Genomic DNA, 21582 nt, shown 5'->3' with positions numbered 1-21582 from the left:
CAGCCTCCGGCGGCATCCCGATACGGAGGACACACGATGGAACGTAGAGCTCTGTTGAGCGTGGGACTGACCGTGCTGCTCGGTGCCTCGGCCACCCTCGCGGCCGGGTGCGGCGACGACGGCACCGGCTCGGGCGGTTCGGCGCAGCTCGTCGGCGTCGACTACCCGCGTTCGGACACCGACTTCTGGAACTCCTACATCAGGTACGTGCCGCAGTTCGCCGACGAGCTGGACGTCGAGACCAAGACGACCAACTCGCAGAACGACATCGCCAACCTGATCTCCAACACCCAGGCCTTCATGAGCCAGGGGGTCAAGGGCGTGGTGATGGCGCCGCAGGACACCGCCGCCATCGGACCGACGCTGACCCAGTTGGAGAGCCGGGACATCCCGGTGGTCACCATCGACACCCGACCGGACACCGGCCGGGTGTTCATGGTCGTCCGCGCCGACAACCGGGCCTACGGCATCAAGGCGTGCCAGTTCCTCGGCACGAAGCTCGGCGGCACGGGCAAGGTCGTGATGCTCCAGGGCGGCCTCGACTCGATCAACGGCCGGGACCGCACCGAGGCGTTCAACGAGTGCATGCGCAAGGACTTCCCCGGCATCACCGTCTTCGGCGAGGCCACCGACTGGAAGGCCGACGTGGCGGCGTCGAAGCTGCAGACCCGCTTCGCCTCGGACCCGGACGTCAGGGGCATCTACATGCAGTCCTCGTTCGCACTGTCCGGCACGTTGCAGATCCTCAAGCAGCGCGGTCTCCAGGTGCCGCCGAGCGACCCGAAGCACGTCTTCGTGGTCTCCAACGACGGCATCCCGGAGGAGCTGAAGAACATCGGTGAAGGTCTGATCGACGCCACCGTCAGCCAGCCCGCCGACCTGTACGCCAGGTACGGCCTGGAGTACGTGAAGGCGGCGATGGACGGCAAGACCTTCCAGCCCGGCCCGACCGACCACGGCAGCACCATCATCCAGGTCCGCGACGGCCTGCTGGAGGACCAGCTCCCGGCGCCACTGGTGACCCTGGACGGTGCGCCGATCGCGGGTGAGCCGACGCTGACGTTCGACGACGCCTCCCTGTGGGGCAACAACGCATGACCACCGTCGCGCACCACCCGGCCGACGGCGCGGCCGGCGGCGCCCGGCCCGTCGTCGAGGCGGTGCACATCACCAAGCGCTTCGGGTCGATGGTGGCCCTGCTCGACGCGGGCATCGTGGTCCGGCCCGGCGAGACGCACGCCCTGGTCGGACGCAACGGCGCCGGCAAGTCGACCCTTGTCGGCATCCTCACCGGACTCCAGGCCGCCGACGGCGGCGCGGTGGCGTTCGACGGTCGGCCCGCCCCGCCGTTGGGTGACCGCGACGCGTGGCGGAAGCGGGTGGCCTGCGTCTACCAGAAGTCCACCATCATCGGCACCCTCACCGTGGCGGAGAACCTGTTCCTCCACCGCCACGCCCGGGGCCCGGCCGGGCTGATCCGGTGGTCGAGGCTGCGCCGACAGGCCGAGGAACTGCTCGCGACCTGGTCGGTCGAGGTCGACGTACGTCAACCCGCCGCGGCGCTCTCGGTCGAGCAGCGGCAGTTCGTGGAGATCGCCCGAGCCCTCTCCTTCGGTGCCCGGTTCATCATCCTGGACGAACCGACCGCCCAGCTCGACGGCGCGGGCATCAACCGCCTGTTCACCCGCATCCGGGATCTGCGGGCGCAGGGCGTGACGTTCCTGTTCATCAGCCACCACCTCCAGGAGATCTACGAGATCTGCGACCAGGTGACGGTCTTCCGCGACGCGCGGCACATCCTGACCGCGCCGGTGGCGCAGTTCGGCAGGTCGGACCTGGTCGCCGCGATGACCGGTGAGGACGTGACGATGCCGGAGGCGGATCACCGGCCCCTCGCGGCCGACGCGTCGGTGCTGCTGTCGGTGCGTGACCTGACCACCGCCTCCGGTGCGCGACTGTCGCTCGATGCCCGGGCCGGCGAGGTGGTCGGCATCGCGGGCGGCGGCGGCAGCGGGAAGGTCGAGGTCGCCGAGGCGATCGTCGGTCTGGCCCGCGCGGCCGGGGGAACGGTCGTGGTGGACGGTCGCACGCTGCGGCCGGGTAGCGTGCCGGACGCCCTCGACGCCGGGGTCGGACTGGTGCCGCAGGACCGGCACCGGGAGGGACTGGTGCCGCTGCTGTCCATCGCGGAGAACGTCACGATGACCGTGCCCGACCGGGTCGTGCGACGCGGTCTCATCTCACCGGCCCGGCGTGACGCGCTGGCCCGCGACACCATCGCCGACCTGGCGATCAAGGCGTCCGGGCCGCAGGTGCCGGTCTCCGACCTCTCCGGCGGCAACCAGCAGAAGGTGGTAATGGGCCGGGCGTTGGCCAGCGAGCCGAAGGTGCTGGTGCTCATCACCCCGACCGCCGGTGTCGACGTGCGGTCCAAGCAGACGCTGCTCGGTGTCGTCGACGAGGTCCGTCGACGCGGCACCACCGTGCTGGTGGTCTCGGACGAACTCGACGACCTGCGGATCTGCGACCGCGTGCTGGTGATGTTCCAGGGCCGGGTCGTCGGCGAGACGGCGCGCGGCTGGCGCGACAACGATCTGGTAGCCGCCATGGAAGGGGTGGATCTCCACCATGTCTGAGACGCTGACGCCCACCACACAGCCGTCGGCGGCACCGCCGCCGTCCCGGTCCGCGTCGCGGAGTCTGGCCGTCGCCCGGTTGCGCGACCTGGCGCTGGTGCCGGCGATCATCGCGGTCGCCATCGTCGGGTCGATCGTCAACCCGGTCTTCCTGAGCAGCGACAACATCATCAACGTGCTGCAGAGCATGTCGGAGATAGCCATCGTGGTGCTCGCCCAGACCATCGTGCTGATCACCGGCAAGATGGACCTGTCGCTGGAGTCCACCTTCGGCCTGGCGCCCGGCATCGCCGCCTGGCTGGTCATCGACCCCGCCCTCACCCGGGGTCTCGGGCTCGACGTGGTGCCGGACGCCTGGGCGGTTCCGGTGGTCCTGCTCGTCGGGGCGCTCGTCGGGGCGTTCAACGGTCTGCTCATCGTCCGGTTCGGCCTCAACGGCTTCATCGTCACGCTGGGCATGCTGATCGTCCTGCGCGGCCTGCTCACCGGCATCTCCGGTGGCCAGACCTTCTTCGCGCTGCCGGAGTCGATGACCTACCTGGGCTCCGCCACCTGGTTCGGGGTGCCGGCCTCGATCTGGGTGTCGCTGCTGCTGGTCGCCGTCGGAATCGTGGTGCTCGGATACACCCGTGCCGGCCGGGCGCTCTACGCCATCGGTGGCAACGCCGACGCGGCCCGGGCGGCGGGCATCCGTACCGACCGGGTGCTGTGGGTCGCCCTCATCGTGGCCAGCGTGCTCGCCGCCCTCGCCGGCCTGCTGATCAGTGGCCGGCTGGCGGCGGTGCCGGCGGCCCAGGGCAGCGGCGCGATCTTCCAGGTCTTCGCGGCGGCGGTGATCGGCGGGGTCAGCCTCAACGGCGGCAGGGGCAGCGTCTTCGGCGCCTTCACCGGCGTCCTGCTGCTGTTCATGATCATCAACGTGTTGACCCTGGCCGGGGTGCCCGCACAGTGGACGAACTTCCTCAACGGCACCGTCATCCTGGTGGCCCTGGTGGTCTCCCGCATCACCGGAGGCAAGGCACAGACATGAGGCCGGCGGGCCGCCGCACGACGCAGACCGAGTCAGCCGTACGACCCCCCAGGAGTTTCGGTGAGTGAGCGCATCTCGTCCGTAGAGACCATCGACGTACGGTTCCCCACGTCCCGGCACCGCGACGGGTCGGACGCCATGAACCCGTTCCCGGACTACTCCGCCGCGTACCTGATCCTGCGGACATCGACCGGCGCGGAGGGGCACGGACTGGTCTTCACCGTCGGACGTGGCACCGAGATCCAGGTCGCGGCCGTGCAGTCGCTGGCCTCGATGGTGGTCGGTCAGCCGGTCGACGAGGTGCTCGCGGACCCCGGTGCGCTGGCCCGTCGGCTCGTCGGCGACAGTCAGATCCGCTGGCTCGGCCCGGAGAAGGGGGTCGTGCACATGGCGGCCGGCGGGCTGGTCAACGCGGTCTGGGATCTCGCCGCCCGCCGGGCGGAGAAACCGCTGTGGAAGCTGCTCGCCGACCTCACCCCGGAGCAACTCGTCGCGCAGGTCGACTTCCGCTACCTGCGCGACGCGCTCACCGAGGACGAGGCGCGGGACCTGTTGCGGGCCGCCGAGGGCGGGCGCGCGGCGCGGGAGCAGCGTCTGCTGGCCGAGGGGTACCCCGCGTACACCACCACCCCGGGCTGGCTGGGCTACACCGACGAGAAGCTCGCCCGGCTCTGCCGGGAGGCGGTCGACGACGGGTACCGACTGATCAAGCTCAAGGTCGGCGGGAACCTGGCCGACGACGTCCGCCGGATGGGCATCGCCCGACGCGCGGTCGGGCCGGACGTCCGCATCGCGGTCGACGCCAACCAGATCTGGGGGGTGCCCGAGGCCATCGCGTGGATGCGGGAGCTGGCACCGTTCGACCCGTACTGGATCGAGGAGCCGACGTCCCCGGACGACGTGCTCGGACACGCCGCCGTGCGCAACGCCCTCGCTCCGGTCCGGGTGGCCACCGGCGAGCACGTACACAACGCGGTGATGTTCAAGCAGCTCCTGCAGGCCGACGCCGTGGACGTGGTGCAGATCGACGCCTGCCGGGTCGCGGGGGTCAACGAGAACCTGGCGATCATGCTGCTCGCCGCGAAGTTCGGGGTGCCGGTCTGCCCGCACGCCGGTGGCGTGGGGCTGTGCGAGTTGGTGCAGCACCTGGCCATGTTCGACTTCGTGGCACTCAGCGGCAGCACCGACGACCGGGCCATCGAGTACGTCGACCACCTGCACGAGCACTTCGCCGACCCGGTCCGTGTGCGGCGTGGACGTTACCTCGCGCCGCGGACGCCGGGCATGAGCGCCCAGATCGTCCCGGCTGCGCTGACCGACTACCGGTTCCCCGACGGCCCGGAGTGGACCGCCGCGCCGGTCCAGGCGGGAGCGCCGGCTGCATGATCATCGATGCGCACCACCACCTGTGGCAGCCGGAGCACGGCTACACCTGGCTGGACGATCCCGCCCTGGCCGCGATCCGTCGACCGTTCACCCCGGCGGACCTCACCACCGAACTGGTGGCGACCGGCGTGGACGGCACCGTGCTGGTGGAGGGCGGTCGCTGCCACCCCGACGAGGCGGCCGGGTTCCTCGGGCACGCCGCCGACACACCGCCGATCCTCGGGGTGGTGGCCTGGCTCGACGTCGCGGCCGGTGACGTCGGGGCCACCATCGCGCGCTACCGCCGGCTGCGCGGCGGTGAGCTGCTGGTCGGGGTACGCCCGCAGGTGCAGGGGGAGCCCGATCCCGACTACCTCGACCGGCCCGACGTGCGACGGGGACTCGCCGAGGTGGCCGCCGCCGGGCTGGTGTTCGACCTGGTGATCCGGGCCGACCAGTTGCCGTCGGCGGCCCGGGCGGCGCGGGCCGTACCGCAGCTCCGGTTCGTCCTCGACCACCTCGGCAAGCCCCGGATCGACGCGGGGGAGGCGGGTCTGCGGTCCTGGCGTGACCCGTTCGCCGCGCTGGCCGCCAACCCGAACGTCACCGCCAAGCTGTCCGGGCTGGTCACCGAGGCCCGACCGGACTGGTCGCCGGCCGACCTGAGCCCGTTCGTCGCGGTCGCGGTCGACGAGTTCGGTCCGGGTCGTCTGATGTTTGGTTCGGACTGGCCGGTCTGTCTGCTCAGGTCGGACTATCCGGGCGTGCGTCGGGCGCTGGAGGCCGCCCTGCCGCCGCTGTCGGTGCCGGACCGGCAGGAGGTCTTCGCCGGCACCGCCGTGCGCACCTACGGACTGACCCGGCGGTCCGCGCCCGCCGACGCGGCCGGGTGATCCGGCGTGCGGGGATCAGGCGTCCGTCGCCTTGGCGGCGAGCACCGTACGCAGCCACGCCTCGGAGGTGTTGACGTGCATCAGGGCACTGGCCTGCGCGAGCAGTTGATCACGGGAGCGCAGGGCGAGATAGATCGCGTGGTGCTCGTCGATCGTCTTGTGGGCCGCGTTGCCCTCGATCAGCCCGCGCCACACCCGGGCCCGCAGCGTCTGGCTGGACAGCCCGTCCAGCAGCGACGTCAGCGTCTCGTTCCCGGTGGTCGCGATGACCGTGTGGTGGAAGGCGGTGTCGAACTGGATCAGCTTCTCGGCGTCGTCGGCGGCGGCCCGCATGTCCTCCAGGATCCGGGCGAGCTCGTCGAGGTCGGTGTCGGTCATCCGCAACGCGGCCAGGCCGGTCGCCACCGGCTCCAGCATCCGCCGGACCTCCATCACCTCCAGCAGCGTGTCGTCGCGCAGCAGTTCCACCGCGACGCCGAGGCCCTCCAGCAGCAGGCGCGGGGCGAGGCTGGTGACGTACGTGCCGTCGCCGCGACGCACGTCGAGCACCCGGGCCGACTCCAGCACCTTGACCGCCTCGCGGACCCCGCTACGCGACAACCCCATCTGTGCGGCCAGTTGCGGCTCCGGTGGCAGCCGTGCGCCCGGCGGCAGCTCACCACTCTGGATCATGCTGCGGATCTTCGCGATCGCGTCGTCGGTCAGTGCCATCCACGCCCCCTTCGGACCGGCCCGCCACCGCCTGCGCCCGACACCGGCAGCCCTCACCACTATAGAGACGTCGGACGTTTGACGCCCTCGCGGCACCCTCGGCCGGCACCGGTGTCCGGGTCCGGCCGCACCATCCACCGGCGGCGGCCCGTCGCCGTCCGGCCCCCGGTCGCGCAGGCGCTGCGCGACGGCGGGCACCCGACCGAGGAGGCGGCGTGAATCGCAGCGCACAGTACGTCGGCGAGAACACCTTCGTCGTCGCGGAGACCCCCGTCGTGCCGCCCGGCCCCGGCCAGGTGCGCCTCGACGTCGCGTACACCGGGATCTGCGGCACGGACCTGCACATCGCGCACGGGGCGATGGACCAGCGGGTACGCGTGCCGGCGGTGATCGGGCACGAGATGTCCGGCCGGGTGGCCGAGGTCGGTGCGGGCGTCGAGGACCACCGGGTGGGCGACCCGGTCACCGTGATGCCGCTGGACTGGTGCGGTGAGTGTCCCGCCTGCCGTGCCGGGCACCCGCACATCTGCCACCGGCTCGACTTCGTCGGCATCGACTCGCCCGGCGCGATGCAGCGATCGTGGACCGTACCCGCGCGGATCCTGGTGCCGCTGCCGCCGGACCTGTCGTTGGTCCACGCCGCGCTCGTCGAACCGACCGCGGTGGCGGTGCACGACGTACGCCGCTCCCGCCTGGTCGCGGGCGAGCACGCGGTGGTCGTCGGCGCAGGTCCGGTCGGCCTGCTCATCGGCACGGTCGCCCGGGCCGTGGGCGCCGAGGTGACCGTGCTCGAACTCGACCCGCGACGTCGGGAACTCGCCGCCGACCTCGGCCTCACCGCCGTCGATCCGGCGACGGTCGACGTCGCGCGCCACGTCCGCGAGGTGACCGCCGAGGCCGGCGCGGACGTGGTCTTCGAGGTCTCCGGCTCGGCCGCAGGCGTCCGGACCGCGACCGACCTGCTCGCGGTCCGGGGACGGCTCGTCGTCGTCGCGATCCACCCCACCCCCCGCGAGGTGGACCTGCACCGGATCTTCTGGCGCGAACTGGAGGTGATCGGGGTACGGGTCTACGAGCGCGCGGACTACGTGGAGGCGGTCCGTCTGGTGCACACCGGTCAGGTGCCCGCCGACCGGCTCGTCTCCCGGATCGTGCCGCTGGCCGAGGTGGCACGGGCCTTCGAGGCGCTCGCCGCCGGTGGTGACGTCAAGGTGCTCGTCGACTGCGGAGGCAACGCGTGAACCTGTTCGACCTGAGTGGCCGGTTGGCCGTGGTCACCGGCGCCCGGCGCGGCATCGGGCTGGCGATGGCGGAGGCCCTGGCGACTGCCGGCGCGGACGTGATCGGGGTGAGTGCGTCGCTGGAGGAGACCGGCAGCGAGGTCGCCGAGCGGGTGGCGGCGCAGGGACGCGGGTTCGTGCCGTACCGGGCGGACCTGTCCGACCGCGCCGCCGTCCGTGCGCTCGGCGACTGGCTGGTCGGGTACGACCAGCCCGTCGACATCCTGGTCAACAACGCCGGCACGATCCGGCGTGCGCCCGCCGCCGAGCATTCCGACTCCGACTGGGACCACGTGCTGGAGGTCGACCTGTCGGCACCGTTCGTCCTCGCCCGGGAGTTGGGTCGGGACATGATCCGGCGGGGCCGGGGAAAGATCATCTTCACCGCGTCGATGCTGAGCTTCCAGGGCGGCGTGACGGTGCCCGGGTACGCCGCCGCGAAGTCGGGGATCGCCGGGCTGACCCGGGCGCTGGCCAACGAGTGGGCGCCGCACGGGGTCAACGTCAACGCGATCGCCCCGGGTTACATCGGCACGGACAACACCCAGGCGCTGCGCGACGCGCCGGAACGCAATCGGGCGATCCTGGAGCGGATCCCGGCCGGACGCTGGGGGCGCCCCGATGACCTCGCCGGAGTCACCGTCTTCCTCGCCTCCGACGCGTCCGCGTACGTGCACGGCGCCGTCATCCCGGTCGACGGCGGCTGGCTGGCGCGGTGACCTGCGTCGACCTCATGTCAAGAACATCTACACCTTGCTATGTTATCGCTCACAGACTACCTTTTGCCGTCAAGAGTGCAGGCTTCCGCTCACTCGCGACGTGCTCACCCGGGTTCTCGGCGTCCACCGTCCCGGCCGGCCGAGCCGGTCCCGCGACGCCCACCGGTCCGCGTACGCGGCGGCGGGTGCCTGCCACCACGCGACCTGACGTCTGAGGAAGGGGGGCCTGTCATGCGACTTCCTGCCACCACCGCGTCCGTCGGCGCCCGCACCGACCGGCACCCGTCGGCAAGCCCGGTCCGATCGTCCGACACCGCCGAGGTGGTGGACCGCGCCGATCGGATGGAACGCCTGCTCAGTACGGTGATCGACGAGGCCGGCGGACCGGAGTCGGCCGCCGAGCAGCGGGTCGGCTGCCCCACCCTCGACCTGTCTGGTGAGTCGGTCGGCGTCGACCCGGCGGCGTCCCTGCTCGCCGCCTTCGATCTCGCCTACCGCGATCTGCCGGCCAGTGGGCAACGGCTGGTCCGGTACCTCGGCCTGCACCCCGGCCCGGACTTCGACGCCGACGCCGCGGCGGCGCTGTGCAACCTGACCCTGGTGCAGGTCCGGCGCGGTCTGGGGGAGTTGCGCGACCGTCGGCTGGTCATCCGATGCGGCGCTCGCTACCGCTTCCCGGACCGGGTGGCCGACCACGTACGCCGCCTCGCCCTCGCCGAGTCCGCGGTCGACCGTGACGCGGCCCTGGCGCGGCTCGGCGACGCCTGTCCGGGTGTGGCGCTCCAAGGGCGTTCGACCGTCCGGCGCTGATCCGGCCGACGTCGCCCGCCACCATTCCGCCACGTCGATACATGTGATGTATCTGGACGCCGTCGAGGGCGCCCTGTCGGGTGCCGCATTCGTCCGCCTGCTCGCCGAACCGCCTCCGCGCGAGCCCATCACCTGCTGCGTCGTGTGAGAAACGCCTGATCGGCAGCGAATTGACGGCGGGTGCGACCAGTCGTCATCGACCATTGCCTATTTTGTCGTCGCGGAGTAACCTTCGCGAAACACATCAGATGTCTGGCTGTCTCTGTGGCGCCTCGGGTTCCGCCCGACAGACGCCCGCCCGACGTCACCGAGCAGCTCCGGCAGATCGGCTTTCACCCTGTTCGCGCGCACCGGCGTGGCCCCTCGGGTCACCGGTTGGAGGATCGATGTCAGACCTGACCCGACGGCAGGCTCTCAAGATCGGCGCGGCCGGCGCGGGCGGTGCCCTGCTGCCGCTGCCGTGGACCGCACTGGCCCGCGCCGACTCCGCCCCACCGGCCCAGGTGCTCGCCGCCGGTGACCTGGCCCTCTGGTACGACGAGTCCGCCGGCACCGACTGGCTGCGCGCGCTGCCGATCGGCAACGGTCGGCTCGGCGCCATGGTGTTCGGCAACGTCGACGCCGAACGGCTGCAACTCAACGAGGACACCGTCTGGGCCGGCGGCCCCCACGACCCGAGCAACCCCCGGGGGCTGGCGGCGCTCGCGGAGATCCGGCGGTTGGTCTTCGCCAACCAGTGGACGCAGGCGCAGAACCTGATCAACCAGAACATGCTCGGCAACCCGGTCGGGCAGTTGGCGTACCAGCTCGTCGGCAACCTGCGGCTGACGTTCCCCACCTCGGGCGGGGCGTCGCAGTACGAGCGGCAGCTCGACCTGACCACCGCGACCAGTTCGGTCAGCTACGTGATGAACGGCATCCGCCACCAGCGCGAGGTCTTCGCCAGCGCGCCGGACCAGGTCATCGCGATGCGTCTGACCGCCGACCGGACCGGGTCGATCTCCTTCACCGCCACCTTCGACAGTCCGCAGCGCACGACGCTCGCCAGCCCCGACGGCAGCACGATCGCCCTCGACGGTGTCTCCGGCAACCAGGAGGGCGTCACCGGCGCGGTGCGGTTCCTGGCCCTGGCCAACGCCACCGTCAGCGGCGGCACCGTGACCAGTTCCGGTGGCACGCTGCGGGTCGCCAACGCCACCAGCGTGACCCTGCTGATCTCGATCGGGTCCAGCTACGTCACCTACCGCAACGTGGGCGGTGACTACCAGGGCATCGCGCGGCGGCACCTGACCGCCGCCCGGGCCAGCAGCTACGACCAGCTCCGCAGTCGACACGTGGCCGACTACCAGGCGCTGTTCAACCGGGTCAGCCTGGACCTCGGCCGGACCGCCGCCGCCGACCAGCCGACCGACGTGCGGATCGCGCAGCACAACAGCGTCAACGACCCGCAGTTCTCCGCGCTGCTGTTCCAGTTCGGCCGGTACCTGCTGATCTCGTCCTCCCGGCCGGGCACCCAGCCGGCCAACCTCCAGGGCATCTGGAACGACTCGCTGACCCCGGCGTGGGACTCGAAGTACACGATCAACGCCAACCTGCCGATGAACTACTGGCCGGCCAACACCACCAACCTGGCAGAGTGCCACGCACCGGTCTTCGACATGGTCCGGGACCTCGCGGTCAGCGGCGCCCGTACCGCGCAGGTGCAGTACGGCGCGGGCGGTTGGGTCACCCACCACAACACCGACGCCTGGCGGGCCACCTCCGTGGTGGACGGTGCGTTCTGGGGCATGTGGCAGACCGGCGGCGCGTGGCTGGCCACCCTGATCTGGGACCACTACCTGTTCAACGGCGACGTCGAGTTCCTGCGGGCGAACTACCCGGCGATGAAGGGTGCCGCACAGTTCTTCCTCGACACGTTGGTGACCGAGCCGACTCTCGGCTACCTGGTCACCAACCCGTCGAATTCGCCGGAGATCGGCCACCACACCGACGCCAGCGTGTGCGCCGGCCCGACCATGGACAACCAGATCCTGCGGGACCTCTTCGACGGCTGCGCCCGGGCCAGCGAGATCCTCGGCGTGGACGCCACGTTCCGGTCCCAGGTCCGGGCGACCCGGGACCGGTTGGCCCCGACCCGGATCGGCTCCCGGGGCAACGTCATGGAGTGGCTCTACGACTGGGTGGAGACCGAACGCAACCACCGGCACATCTCGCACCTGTACGGCCTCGCACCGAGCAACCAGATCACCCGGCGCGGCACCCCGCAGTTGTTCGAGGCGGCCCGGCGCACCCTGGAGATCCGGGGCGACGACGGCACCGGCTGGTCACTCGCCTGGAAGATCAACTTCTGGGCTCGGATGGAGGAGGGCAACCGCGCCCACGACCTGATCCGCTTCCTCGCCACCCCGGCCCGGCTCGCGCCGAACATGTTCGACCTGCACCCGCCGTTCCAGATCGACGGCAACTTCGGTGCCACCGCCGGTGTCGCCGAGATGCTGCTCCAGAGCCACGCCGGTGAACTGCACGTGCTGCCGGCCCTACCGACCGCCTGGCCGAACGGGCGGGTGTCCGGCCTGCGTGCCCGGGGCGGACACACCGTCGGCATCACGTGGAGCAACGGCCAGGCCGGCGAGATCCTGGTCCGTCCGGACCGGGCCGGCACGGTACGGCTGCGCGGTCGACTGTTCGCCACCACGTACACGGTGGTCGACGTCGCCGACGGCACCCCCGCGCGCACCACGCGGATCGAGACCGACCTGGTCGAGGTGACCGTCCAGGCCGGGCGCACCTACCGGGCCACCGGGCCGGGCGTCGCCGTCCCGACGCTGGAGCAGAGCTTCACCAACGTCAGCACCAGCAACGACACCAACACCGGCGTCGGCAACTTCGACGGCAACGGCGCCTCGCTCTCCGCGCAGGCCCTGGCCGCAGCGGGCGTCACCCCCGGCGCCACGCTGAGCCGCAACGGGGTGATCTTCCGCTGGCCCACCGTCGCGGCGGGTGGGGCGGACAACGCCATCGCCTCCGGGCAGGCGATCAGCGTCACCGGCACCGGTCGTACGCTCGGCTTCCTCGCCACCGGGACGTACGGTGCGGTGTCCGGCACCGGCACGGTGGTGTACGCCGACGGCGCCCGCCAGACCTTCACGCTGAGCACCCCGGACTGGTACGGCGGGCCGCACAGCGGAGCCACCGCGGCCGTGGTCACCGCCTACCAGAACCGGCCCGGCAACCAGCGGCAGAACACGGCCGCCTGCGTCTACTTCGTCGGTGTGACGTTGCAGAACAAGGCGGTCGCCCGGGTCGAGCTGCCCAACATCAGTGCCCGACCGGCGGCCAACGTGCCCACCATGCACGTCTTCGCGATCGCGATCGGGGCCTGAGTCGCCGGCTCCGGCCGGCTCGACGGGGGACGAGGGCGGGACCGCCGTGGCTCGGCGGCCCCGCCCTCGGTGGATCACTCGAACAGGGACAGGGTCAGCGTCGAGGTGTACTCACCCGCGGCCACGTCCGCCGGGGTCCGCAGGAACAGATCCGCGTCGACCGAGTACGCCCCACCCGCGACCGCACCCGAGTCGAACGTCGAGACCAGCAACTCCTGGTCGACCAGACCCACGTTGTTACCCGGCTGCGTCGGCTCGTCCAACACCGTCACCACCTCTTCACCCTCGCTGACCAGACCGGTGTCACCACCGTCGACCAGACGCGGCCTCCACCCCAGGTGCCCGGCACCGATCGGCTCCTGACCCGCGCCACCGGTGAAGTCGGTGGCACTACCGAGGACCGCCCACGCGGCACCCGACGGCACCTCGTCGGCGGTACGCGTGTCCGTCACGGTCACCGTCGGCAGACCACCGACGAACTGACGCACCAGCAGCGTCGACCCGTCCTCGGTCAACGCCACCGAGTCACCCGCGATCGACAACGCCAGCACACCCGGCTCCACCAACTCCTCGATCTCCACGGTGACCGTCACGTCACCACTGTCACCCGGATCGGCCGACACCGGCGCGGCCATCGCCACCGACCCGACCAGCAACGCCCCGGCAGCACCCGCCGCCAACAGCCGCCTGCGATTGTCCGTTCTCATCTGCTTCTCCGCGTCACTCGTGATCGACAGTTGCTAGTGATGATCAGCAGGTGGCGGCGGGGTGTCCGACGGTGCGTACCGTCGTCACGTCCCTGCCGTCGATCGACCCGGTGACCCGGACGGTCGCCGTGCCCGCCTGCGCCGCCGCCGTCCGGCTGTTGAACTGCTGGAAGGCGCTCGCACCCGGAGCCACGGCCGTCACCGACCGCTGCCCGTACGCGCTCTCCAGCACCACGTCCACCGGCGCGTCGTGGTCGTTACGCGCCTGCACCGCCACGTACGCCTTGCCGCCGACGCACCGCGCCTGCACGCTGACCGTCACCGGCAGTTCGGCGGTGGCCTTCTCGAACGCCCAGGTGTCGAGCTCGAACAGGTCGGCACCGGCCGGCCCGGCGTAGGTGAAGTAGACGTCGTGCACGCCGGCCACGCCGTCGAGCTGGGTGGTGAGTTCCGTCCACTCGCCGATCGGCCCGTCGACCGGGATGGTCGCCACCACCGGCGCGGTCACGTCACCGAGCCGGAGCTGGATCGACCCACCGGCCACCAGCGGACGGACCTTCGCGGTCAGGCTCTTGGCCCCGGTGCCGAAGTCGACCGAGGAGAGCGCGGTCCAGTCTCCGTTGTCGATGTCGCGGACCACCAGGTTGGGTGCCTCGTCGCCGAACTGGGCGGAACCGCCGTCGATCTTCGCCGTGGCGATGCCCTTGCTCCAGCCGAAGGTCTCCGCCTCGAACACCCGGTACGGGTCGAAGTCCCGGACCTGGTCGACACCGGCGTAGTCGCCCACGACCTGGCGGATCGTGCCGTCCGCGTTGAAGCTCAGTTCCTGGATGTGCGGGCTGCGGTAGCCCTGGGTGGTGTTGCCGTTGATGCGCTTGTTCAGCGTCGGGCCGTGGTAGGTGAAGTAGTACTTGCCCTCGTACTCGAAGGCGGACTGGTGGTTGTTGCCCCCGGTGCCGGCGCCGAAGAACTGCGACTGGTTCGGGAACAGCACGCCCGCGTAGGTCTCCTTGGGCCAGACCATCGGGTCGTCGGAGATCATGTAGCCGATCTGACCACCGCCGGGGTAGCCGGGCAGCGGCGTCTGGTTGCCACCGAAGTCGTTGCCACCGAAGTGCGACGAGTACGACAGGTAGTACTTGCCGTCGCGCTTGAACACCTGGGCCGCCTCGAAGGCCACCGGGGCGTCCACGACCGCCGCCGTGCCCTCGGTCGACACCATGTCGTCGCCGAGCCTGATCGACCGCAGGTTCTTCGGGTTGTTGAACCGCTCGGCCGCCGGCATGCTGGTCGCCGCCGGGCCGCCGCCGAAGTAGAGGTACGCCTCGCCGTCGTCGTCCACGAACGGCGCCGGGTCGAACTTCCAGGCGACCGCCTCGGCACCTGGGGTGCGGCCGTCTATGAGCGTGCTGGTGCGCTCGCTGGTCCACGGGCCCACCGGCGACGCACCGGTGATCACGTTGCTGGACCCACCGCCGTTGGCGTAGTAGAGGAAGAACTTCTCCTGCCCGTCGACCACCTTCTTGGCCATGCCGGGCGCCCACGAGTTGTTCGTGAACGGTGCCACGCCGTTCGGCCCGGCGACCTGGATCTCGCCGTGGTCCGTCCAGTTGACCATGTCGGTCGTGGAGATCACGGTGATCTGGTTGATGTCGCCGTAGTTGATGCCCGGCGAGACGCCGGTGGTCGGGTTCGGCGCGTACCCCTGGGTGTCGTTGGTCATGTACATGTAGACCCGGCCGTCGTGGACGAAGCCGTACCCGTCAGCGCCGAACTTGTGCCCGATCAACGGGTTGTGTTCGCCGGGCAGCTTGCCGACCACCTCGATGGTCTTGGACGCGGGCGGCGGCGGCGCGGCACCGACCACCGACACGTCGTCGAGCGTGAAGTCCATGAGGTGCAGGTTCGCATCGGCGGCCGGGTTGCTCGTCCACGGGGTCTCGAAGAACAGCCGCGCGGTGCCGACGCCCTGGCTCGCCGGGATGGTGAACTGCCCGTTGACGTGCGCCCACTGACCGCGGGTGGCGGTCACGCTGACCAGGTTGGTGTAGGTGGAGCCGCCGTAGTGCATGGTGGCGAAGAACTGCTTCGTCGCGGGCGAGGCCGCGTTGTCGTACTTCAGTCGGGCGCTGAGCGTGTACGTCTGTCCGGCCTGGACCTTGCCGGAGAGGTCCTGCATCGGGCCGGACCCGGTGGTCGCCCGGTTGGTGACCCGGACCGCAGCCGATCCGGAGTAGGCGTCGGTGGTGGGGGAGAGGGTCGCGCTGTCGGTGGCGTTGCCGTTGTTGACGAACCAGTTGGCCAGGCCGCTCTCGAACCCGCCGTTGACGACGAGGTTGGTGTCGGCGGCCTGGACCGGTGCCGCCGCGACGAGTCCGGCCAGCATCACGCCGGCCGTCGCGAGGGCGGCGACCCGTCGCCGGGCCCCCGTTCGTGGACGCGGTGTCACGAGATGTCCTCCTTGAGATGGAACGGGCAGGGGAGTTCATCGGCACCCCGGAGCCGGTGCGGGACCGGCTCCGGGGCGGATCGGGAGGGGCGGGATCAGCCGCCGCAGGTGGTGGCCGGGTACGCCGGGGTGCGGACGGTGGTCACGTCCCGGCCGTCGACGGTCCCGGTGACCCGGACGGTCGCCGTGCCCGCCGGGACCGACTCGCCACGGGTGGCGAACTGTTGGAACGCGTTGGCCCCCGGTGCCACGGCCGGGACCGACCGACGGCCGTACGCGCTCTCCAGCACCACGTCCACCGGCGCGTCGTGGTCGCTGCGCGCCTGCACCACCAGGTACGCCTTGCCGCCGACGCACCGCGTCTGCGCGGTCGCCGTGACCGGGAGCGTGTCGGTCCGCAGCACACCGAGGCGGGCCAACTGGTAGCTCAGCGCCCGTTCCGGCGCGTCGATCTGGTTCTGGGTGCCGAACGTGCCGGCCCGGGCCGTCGTGGCGGCGGCGAGCGCGGCGCGCATGGCCGCCCAGGCGTCGGCCGGGTACGCCGACTCGTCGAGCGTGGCCGCGTACGCGATGGCCGCGTCCAGCTCTCCGGTGTCCAGCGGCCGGTTCTGTGCGGTGAGCGTGTCGCTGAGCAGGTAGTGGTCGAAGTCGACGGATCCACCGGTCTGCTGGGTGGCGTAGTTGAAGAGGCCGACCCGGTGCCCCATGAAGTGGGCCAGGCTGCCGTCCAGCGTCTGCGGGCCCACCCGGTTGCCCAACTGCGTCCAGGTCACCCCGTCTAGGCTGTAGTAGAACGTCGTCCAGAGCTGCCCGGTCGGCGTGGCGAAGTCGAGGTCCGCCTTCACGTGCACCTCGGTCGCGTCGCCCAGCGACACCGTCGTGCCCGGCAGGAAGTTCTCCAACGTCGCCTGGTCGAGGTCGACCGCGAACGGCTGTCCCCGGTTCACCACGCCGAGGGTGTTGACCCCGCCGGTCCGCTTGACCGCCACGTACGAGAAGCCCCGGTTGTAGGCGGCCAGCCCGGCGACGTCACCGTCGGCCATCCGGGAGATGTCCATCCTGGTCTCGACGGACTGCCGGGGCCCGAACGTGCGTTGCGACAGCGTGTTGCGGGCCTCCTCGAACCAGGCCAGCTCGGCCCGGTTGGCGAGCTTGGTGTAGACGTAGTCGCCGGTGACCACCTTGCCGGTGGTCAGCCGCAGCCAACCCGCCCGGTCGGTCAGCGACCAGTAGCGGTTGTCCGGGGCATGGTTCCACTCCCAGGCCATGTCCAACCGCGATCCGTTGGGCCTGATCTCGGCCTCGACCTCCGGCGTCGGGGCGGTCCACTCCTCGTCCATGTACGCCTTGTGCGGGGCGTCGTTGGCGAAGTCGTCCGAGACGACGATGGACTTCTGCCGCTCGAAGCGCTCCTGCTCGGGACTGAGCGCGATCGGCTTGGCGAAGGGACCCTCCACCGGCACCACGCCGTTGGTGCCGAAGGTCGGCCAGCCGTCCTCGGACCAGGTCGCCGGGATCAGCGCCGGGATGCGCCCGATCGGGAAGGTGTCCCGGAAGAACATGCCGTGCCAGTCGGTCTGACCGTCCTCCCGGGCGATCGGCACGAGGCTGCCCTGCGCGAAGCCGTTGGAGTTGAGCACGCCGCGCGCCTCGTAGGTGTTCACCCCGCCGGCCGAGGTGTAGCGCCCGAGCAGTTCCGGCGAACGGAGCATGACGACCTGGCGTCCCTGACCGGAGGGCCAGGTGATGATCACCGCGTAGTAGTAGCCGTTGATGTAATAGAACTGGGCGCCCTCGAAGAGGCCGCCGATGAAGGGCTGACCCGCGTAGTTGCTCGCGGTGAAGACGTTCGGGTAGTCCTGCACGACGGCGGTCAGTGCGGAGTTGAGCCGTACCGCGCTGATGTTCCCGTTGCCGTAGAAGATGTACGGCGTACCGTCGTGGTCGAAGAAGAGGGACGGGTCGTGCAGTCCACGGCCGAGGGCCGTGCGCTGCCACGCGCCGTTCTCGATGTCGTCGGTGCGGTAGATGTACGCGCCGCCGAGGTTGTTGGTGTTGAAGGCGACGTAGAACATGCCGTCGTGGTAGCGCAGCGACGACGCCCACTGCCCTTGGCCGTACGAGTTCTGGCCGTTGCGCAGCGAGAACGAGTCGCCGATGCTCGCCCGGTCGAAGACGTAGTTGACGATCTCCCAGTTCACCAGGTCGTACGACTTCATGATCGGCGCACCCGGACTCAAGTGCATGGTGGTGCTGATCATGTAGTAGATGTCCCGGCCCTCGGCGTTCTCCGCGGCCGGCACCCGCTCGACGCCGATGTCCGGCACGTCGGCCCGGAACAGCGGCACCGTGTAGGTGCCGTCACCCCGGTCGGTCGAGGTGTACGACGAGCGCGGTGACCAGGGCTCGGCGGCCTGGGCGGTGCCGCCGGTGGTGACCAGGCCGGCGGCGAGCAGCGCGGCGGTCGCGGCGAGGGCGGTGGCCCGTCTGCGGCGGATCGCGGCGCGGGACCGCTGCACCGGGGCGGGCGGGTTGCCGGTGAGGATCCGTCTGACGAGGGATCGGAGGCGGGGCGTGCGGGGGCCGACGAACACCTGCATGCGAGCTCCAGAAGCGAGGTGGCGGGCCCCTAGCTTGTTAGCGCTAACATGGATCGTCAAGAGTTTCCGCGATACTCGTCTGAAATGTCCGCGTAACACCGTCGTCGATGCGTCGTGGGTGCGCTCCCACAGGCCGGGGCCCGTCCGGGACCGGGTGTCGAGGGCGTGTCACCTCCACCCTCGACACCCGGCCCGGCTAGACGAACCGCCAGAGGTTGGCGTTGCCACCGTTGTCGTCGGCGAGCACGATCTGCGCCCCCTGGGCGGTGGAGGAGCCGCTGACGCCGAGCACGCGTCCGCCGTTGCCGGACTGGATCCGGAAGCCCCCGCCGGAGCCGTACCGCAGCCGCCAGCGGTTGGCCGCCGCGCCGTTGTCGGCCCACTGCACCACCCGCGTACCGGAGCCGGTGCCGCTGTTCTCCAGCCCCAGCACCTTGCCGCTGTGCGAGTTGCGCAACCGCAGGTAGCCGCTGCTGTCCACCAGTGCGGTCCAGAGATGGTCGGCGGTGCCGGTGTCGCCCCACTGGATCACCAGGCCACCGTCGGCGGTGGACATGTTCTGCACACCCAGCACCAGGCCACTGGCGACGTTCTGGATCCGCCGCGCGCCGTTGGGGACGAACCGCCACTGGTTGTCCGGCGTGCCGTTGTCCGGATCCTGCACCACCCGCGCGCCCTGGGCGGTCGACCCGTTGAGGACGGCCAGCAGTTTGCCGGTGTGCCCGTTGCGGATCTTGTGGGAGCCGTCGCCCACGTCCACCACCGTCCACCGGTGGTCCGCCGTGCCGGTGTCACCCCACTGGAGGACCTGGGCGTTGTCGGCGGTGGACATGTCCTGCACGCCGAGCACCTTGCCGCTGTTGGCGTTGCGGAACCGCACCGCCGTGCCGTCGGGGACGAGCTGCCAGTGGTGGTCGGCGGTGCCGGTGTCGCCCCACTGGAGGGCGGGCGCGCCGTCGGCGGTGGACATGTTCTCGATCCCGAGCACCAGTCCGCTGGCGGCGTTGACCAGCCGGAAGGTGGCGTCGCCGGTGCCGCTCTGGCCGCCGGTGCCCCAGTAGACGGTGTAGTTGTGGCCGTGCGCGTCGTAGAACGGGATCAGGTTGACCGTGGCCCCGTTGGCGGTCGCGGTGAAGGTGAGCGCGGTGCTGCTGGTGCGCGTCACCGAGCCGGTCGCCAGGACGGGCAGCGCCGACAGGGCGGTGTTGCCGTAGTTGCCGGAGAGCACCGTCGGGCCGTACCGCAGCGCCACCACGGCCGAGTTGTCGTTGGTCGGCTCCACCACCACCCGCATCGGCAGACGTACGGTCACCGTGTCGCCCGAGGTCCAGGTGCGGGTCAGCGCGGCGTACGTGCCCGGGGTGGTGGCGATGTTCTGCGCCGTGCCGTTGACGCTGACCGTCGCGCCCTGCGTCCAGGCCGGGATGCGGATCCGCATCGTCCACGATCCGCCGACGGTGCCGGTGACGGTCAGCGTCGTGGTGTCGGTGGCCGGGAAGCCGGTGGTCTGGGTGACGGTGATGCCGCGCTGGGACCAGGTCAACACCGACGGCATGAACAGGTTCACCGTCAGCGTGCTGCCGTTGTGGAAGTAGATCGCGTCCATCAGCGTGGTGTTGCTCTCCAGCCCGGTGCCCTGGCAGCACCAGAAGGAGTTGTAGTCGGTGCTCCAGGTGCCGCCGCCCCAGGCCGGGCCGACCCCACGGCGGCCACCCGGTTGCAGCGGGGTGAAGTAGGTGATGTGGCCGTGGGCGTCGGCCGGGTTCTGCGCGCCGATCAGGTGGTTGAGCAGGGCCCGCTCGTAGAAGTCGACGTACGCGACCCGGTTGGGGTCGAGCAGCCACAGCTCCCGGGTCAGCTTGAGCATGTTGTACGTGTTGCAGTGCTCGCAGGTGTCGTTGCGCAGGTACCCGGCGATGGCGTTCGGGGCCCGGAAGTGTTCGGCCTGGCTGTTGCCGCCGATCGCGTACGTGCGGGTGTTGACCGTCAGGTTCCAGGCGTTGCCGGCGATGTCGCGGTAGCGGGTGGTGCCGGTGGCCTTGAACTCCCGGGCCGCGCCGATCCACTTCGGGATCTGTGTGTTGGCGTGCAGCCCGTTGAGCTGGTCGGAGTTGGCGGCGAGCGGGTTGAACACGGCGGCGTGATCGAAGCGTTGCGCGGTGGTCAGCCAACGCGCGTCGCCGGTCTGCTGGTACAGGTCGGTCAGCACCGCGTTCATGCCGCCGAACTCGGTGCCGAGCATGGCCTGCATCTGGGCGGAGCTGAGCCGCCCGGTGCGCCAGTCGACCCAGCCGGCGAGCGCCAGCAGCACGTCGCGGGCCTGGGTGTTGCCGACCAGCCGCCACACGTCGAGCAGCCCGGCCATCGTCTTGTGGATGGTGTAGTACGGCACGTTGCCGTTGCTGAGCGTGCGGTTCTCCACGGCGGTGAAGTCGGACTCGGGATACCCGCAGAGGTATCCGGTGTTGAACCCGGCGGCGGCGTTGTTGGCCTGGCACTTGGCCAGCTCGGCCACCATCAGGTTGGCCTTGTCGCGGCACGTGGTGTCGCCCAGCACGGCCCACATCTGCGCCCAGGCGGTCAGGAAGTGCCCCTGGGAGTGGGTCCGGAACGGGAACGTCGGCGCCTCCCAGCCGCCCAGCGCCGCGGCGCCGCCGGTGGAGAGGCGGTGGTTGGCGCGGAAGTTGTAGAGCAGCCGGTTCACGTCGACGAAGCGCAGGTAGGCCAGGGTCCGGTTCTGGTTGTCCAGCCACCGGCTGGCGGTCAGCCGGACCTGGCCCGGGTCGAAGGCGTACGCGGAGACGCCGATGTCGGGCCGGGCCGGGGGGATCGCCGCGCGGGCGGCCTGGCCGTGCAGCACCGGGCCGATCGCACCGGCGACGGCCGCCACCCCGGCGGCCTGGAGAAGGTGGCGACGGTTGAGGGACGGGTTGGGCATCACGACCTCCGGAGGTCGGGGACGGGAGTGACTCGGGCGGAGGGTGGCCGGGCCGGGCCGG

The 21582-nt window shown here is 70.9% G+C and carries 14 protein-coding genes; 9 read left to right on the top strand and 5 right to left on the bottom strand.

Going from position 1 to position 21582, the window contains the following annotated elements; genetic code table 11:
* The first annotated feature begins 36 nt into the window (after window positions 1-36).
* The 5 genes from ACQVFL_RS16115 to ACQVFL_RS16095 are packed head-to-tail and all read left to right on the top strand — an operon-like array spanning window position 37 to window position 5924.
* Entirely contained in the window at window positions 37-1098 is a 1062-nt protein-coding gene (locus ACQVFL_RS16115) for a sugar ABC transporter substrate-binding protein (RefSeq protein WP_431726862.1), read from the top strand.
* Window positions 1095-2636: a sugar ABC transporter ATP-binding protein gene (locus tag ACQVFL_RS16110; protein WP_431726861.1), complete on the top strand. Its 1542-nt coding sequence runs from the start codon at window positions 1095-1097 to the stop codon at window positions 2634-2636. Before ACQVFL_RS16115 ends, ACQVFL_RS16110 begins: the two co-directional genes overlap by 4 nt.
* The gene (locus ACQVFL_RS16105) at window positions 2629-3666 is read left to right on the top strand and encodes an ABC transporter permease (protein WP_396695822.1); all 1038 of its coding nucleotides are present in this window, start codon (window positions 2629-2631) and stop codon (window positions 3664-3666) included. Before ACQVFL_RS16110 ends, ACQVFL_RS16105 begins: the two co-directional genes overlap by 8 nt.
* A gap of 60 nt (window positions 3667-3726) precedes the next feature.
* Window positions 3727-5052: an enolase C-terminal domain-like protein gene (locus ACQVFL_RS16100; protein ID WP_396695820.1), complete on the top strand. Its 1326-nt coding sequence runs from the start codon at window positions 3727-3729 to the stop codon at window positions 5050-5052.
* Window positions 5049-5924: an amidohydrolase family protein gene (locus ACQVFL_RS16095; RefSeq protein WP_431726860.1), complete on the top strand. Its 876-nt coding sequence runs from the start codon at window positions 5049-5051 to the stop codon at window positions 5922-5924. Before ACQVFL_RS16100 ends, ACQVFL_RS16095 begins: the two co-directional genes overlap by 4 nt.
* Window positions 5925-5939: 15 nt before the next feature.
* Here the strand turns inward: ACQVFL_RS16095 and ACQVFL_RS16090 are convergent, their stop codons facing one another.
* A complete protein-coding gene (locus ACQVFL_RS16090; RefSeq protein ID WP_396695816.1) occupies window positions 5940-6635 on the bottom strand; it encodes a FadR/GntR family transcriptional regulator in 696 nt (231 codons plus the stop codon).
* A gap of 215 nt (window positions 6636-6850) precedes the next feature.
* Here ACQVFL_RS16090 and ACQVFL_RS16085 point away from each other — a divergent pair, with 215 nt between their 5' ends.
* From ACQVFL_RS16085 to ACQVFL_RS16070, 4 genes are all read left to right on the top strand, one after another.
* On the top strand, window positions 6851-7876 hold the full coding sequence (locus tag ACQVFL_RS16085; protein ID WP_431726859.1) for a zinc-dependent alcohol dehydrogenase: 1026 nt from the start codon (window positions 6851-6853) through the stop codon (window positions 7874-7876).
* Window positions 7873-8634, top strand: a complete 762-nt coding sequence (locus tag ACQVFL_RS16080) for an SDR family oxidoreductase (protein WP_431726858.1) — start codon at window positions 7873-7875, stop codon at window positions 8632-8634. Before ACQVFL_RS16085 ends, ACQVFL_RS16080 begins: the two co-directional genes overlap by 4 nt.
* A 231-nt stretch (window positions 8635-8865) precedes the next feature.
* Window positions 8866-9444 carry a hypothetical protein gene (locus ACQVFL_RS16075; RefSeq protein ID WP_396695810.1) on the top strand — a complete coding sequence of 193 codons (579 nt, stop codon included), beginning with the start codon at window positions 8866-8868 and terminating at the stop codon, window positions 9442-9444.
* Between the two features lie 386 nt (window positions 9445-9830).
* The gene (locus ACQVFL_RS16070; RefSeq protein WP_431726857.1) at window positions 9831-12827 is read left to right on the top strand and encodes a glycoside hydrolase family 95 protein; all 2997 of its coding nucleotides are present in this window, start codon (window positions 9831-9833) and stop codon (window positions 12825-12827) included.
* Window positions 12828-12901: 74 nt separating this feature from the next.
* Here ACQVFL_RS16070 and ACQVFL_RS16065 read toward each other — a convergent pair whose 3' ends face one another.
* The 4 genes from ACQVFL_RS16065 to ACQVFL_RS16050 form a co-directional block, all read right to left on the bottom strand.
* Window positions 12902-13534 carry a hypothetical protein gene (locus ACQVFL_RS16065; protein ID WP_431726856.1) on the bottom strand — a complete coding sequence of 211 codons (633 nt, stop codon included), beginning with the start codon at window positions 13532-13534 and terminating at the stop codon, window positions 12902-12904.
* Between the two features lie 43 nt (window positions 13535-13577).
* Window positions 13578-15983 carry a family 43 glycosylhydrolase gene (locus tag ACQVFL_RS16060; RefSeq protein ID WP_431726855.1) on the bottom strand — a complete coding sequence of 802 codons (2406 nt, stop codon included), beginning with the start codon at window positions 15981-15983 and terminating at the stop codon, window positions 13578-13580.
* 95 nt (window positions 15984-16078) lie between these two features.
* Window positions 16079-18583 carry a glycoside hydrolase family 43 protein gene (locus tag ACQVFL_RS16055; RefSeq protein WP_431726854.1) on the bottom strand — a complete coding sequence of 835 codons (2505 nt, stop codon included), beginning with the start codon at window positions 18581-18583 and terminating at the stop codon, window positions 16079-16081.
* Window positions 18584-18779: 196 nt separating this feature from the next.
* Window positions 18780-21521 (bottom strand): beta-L-arabinofuranosidase domain-containing protein, encoded by a 2742-nt coding sequence (locus ACQVFL_RS16050; protein WP_431726853.1) that lies wholly within the window; start codon window positions 21519-21521, stop codon window positions 18780-18782.
* Window positions 21522-21582: the final 61 nt, after the last annotated feature.

Source organism: Verrucosispora sp. TAA-831, assembly GCF_050780145.1.
Classification (GTDB): domain Bacteria; phylum Actinomycetota; class Actinomycetes; order Mycobacteriales; family Micromonosporaceae; genus Micromonospora.
Note: the sequence above shows the minus strand (reverse complement) of the source record. Positions and strands in the feature narration are given on the sequence as shown.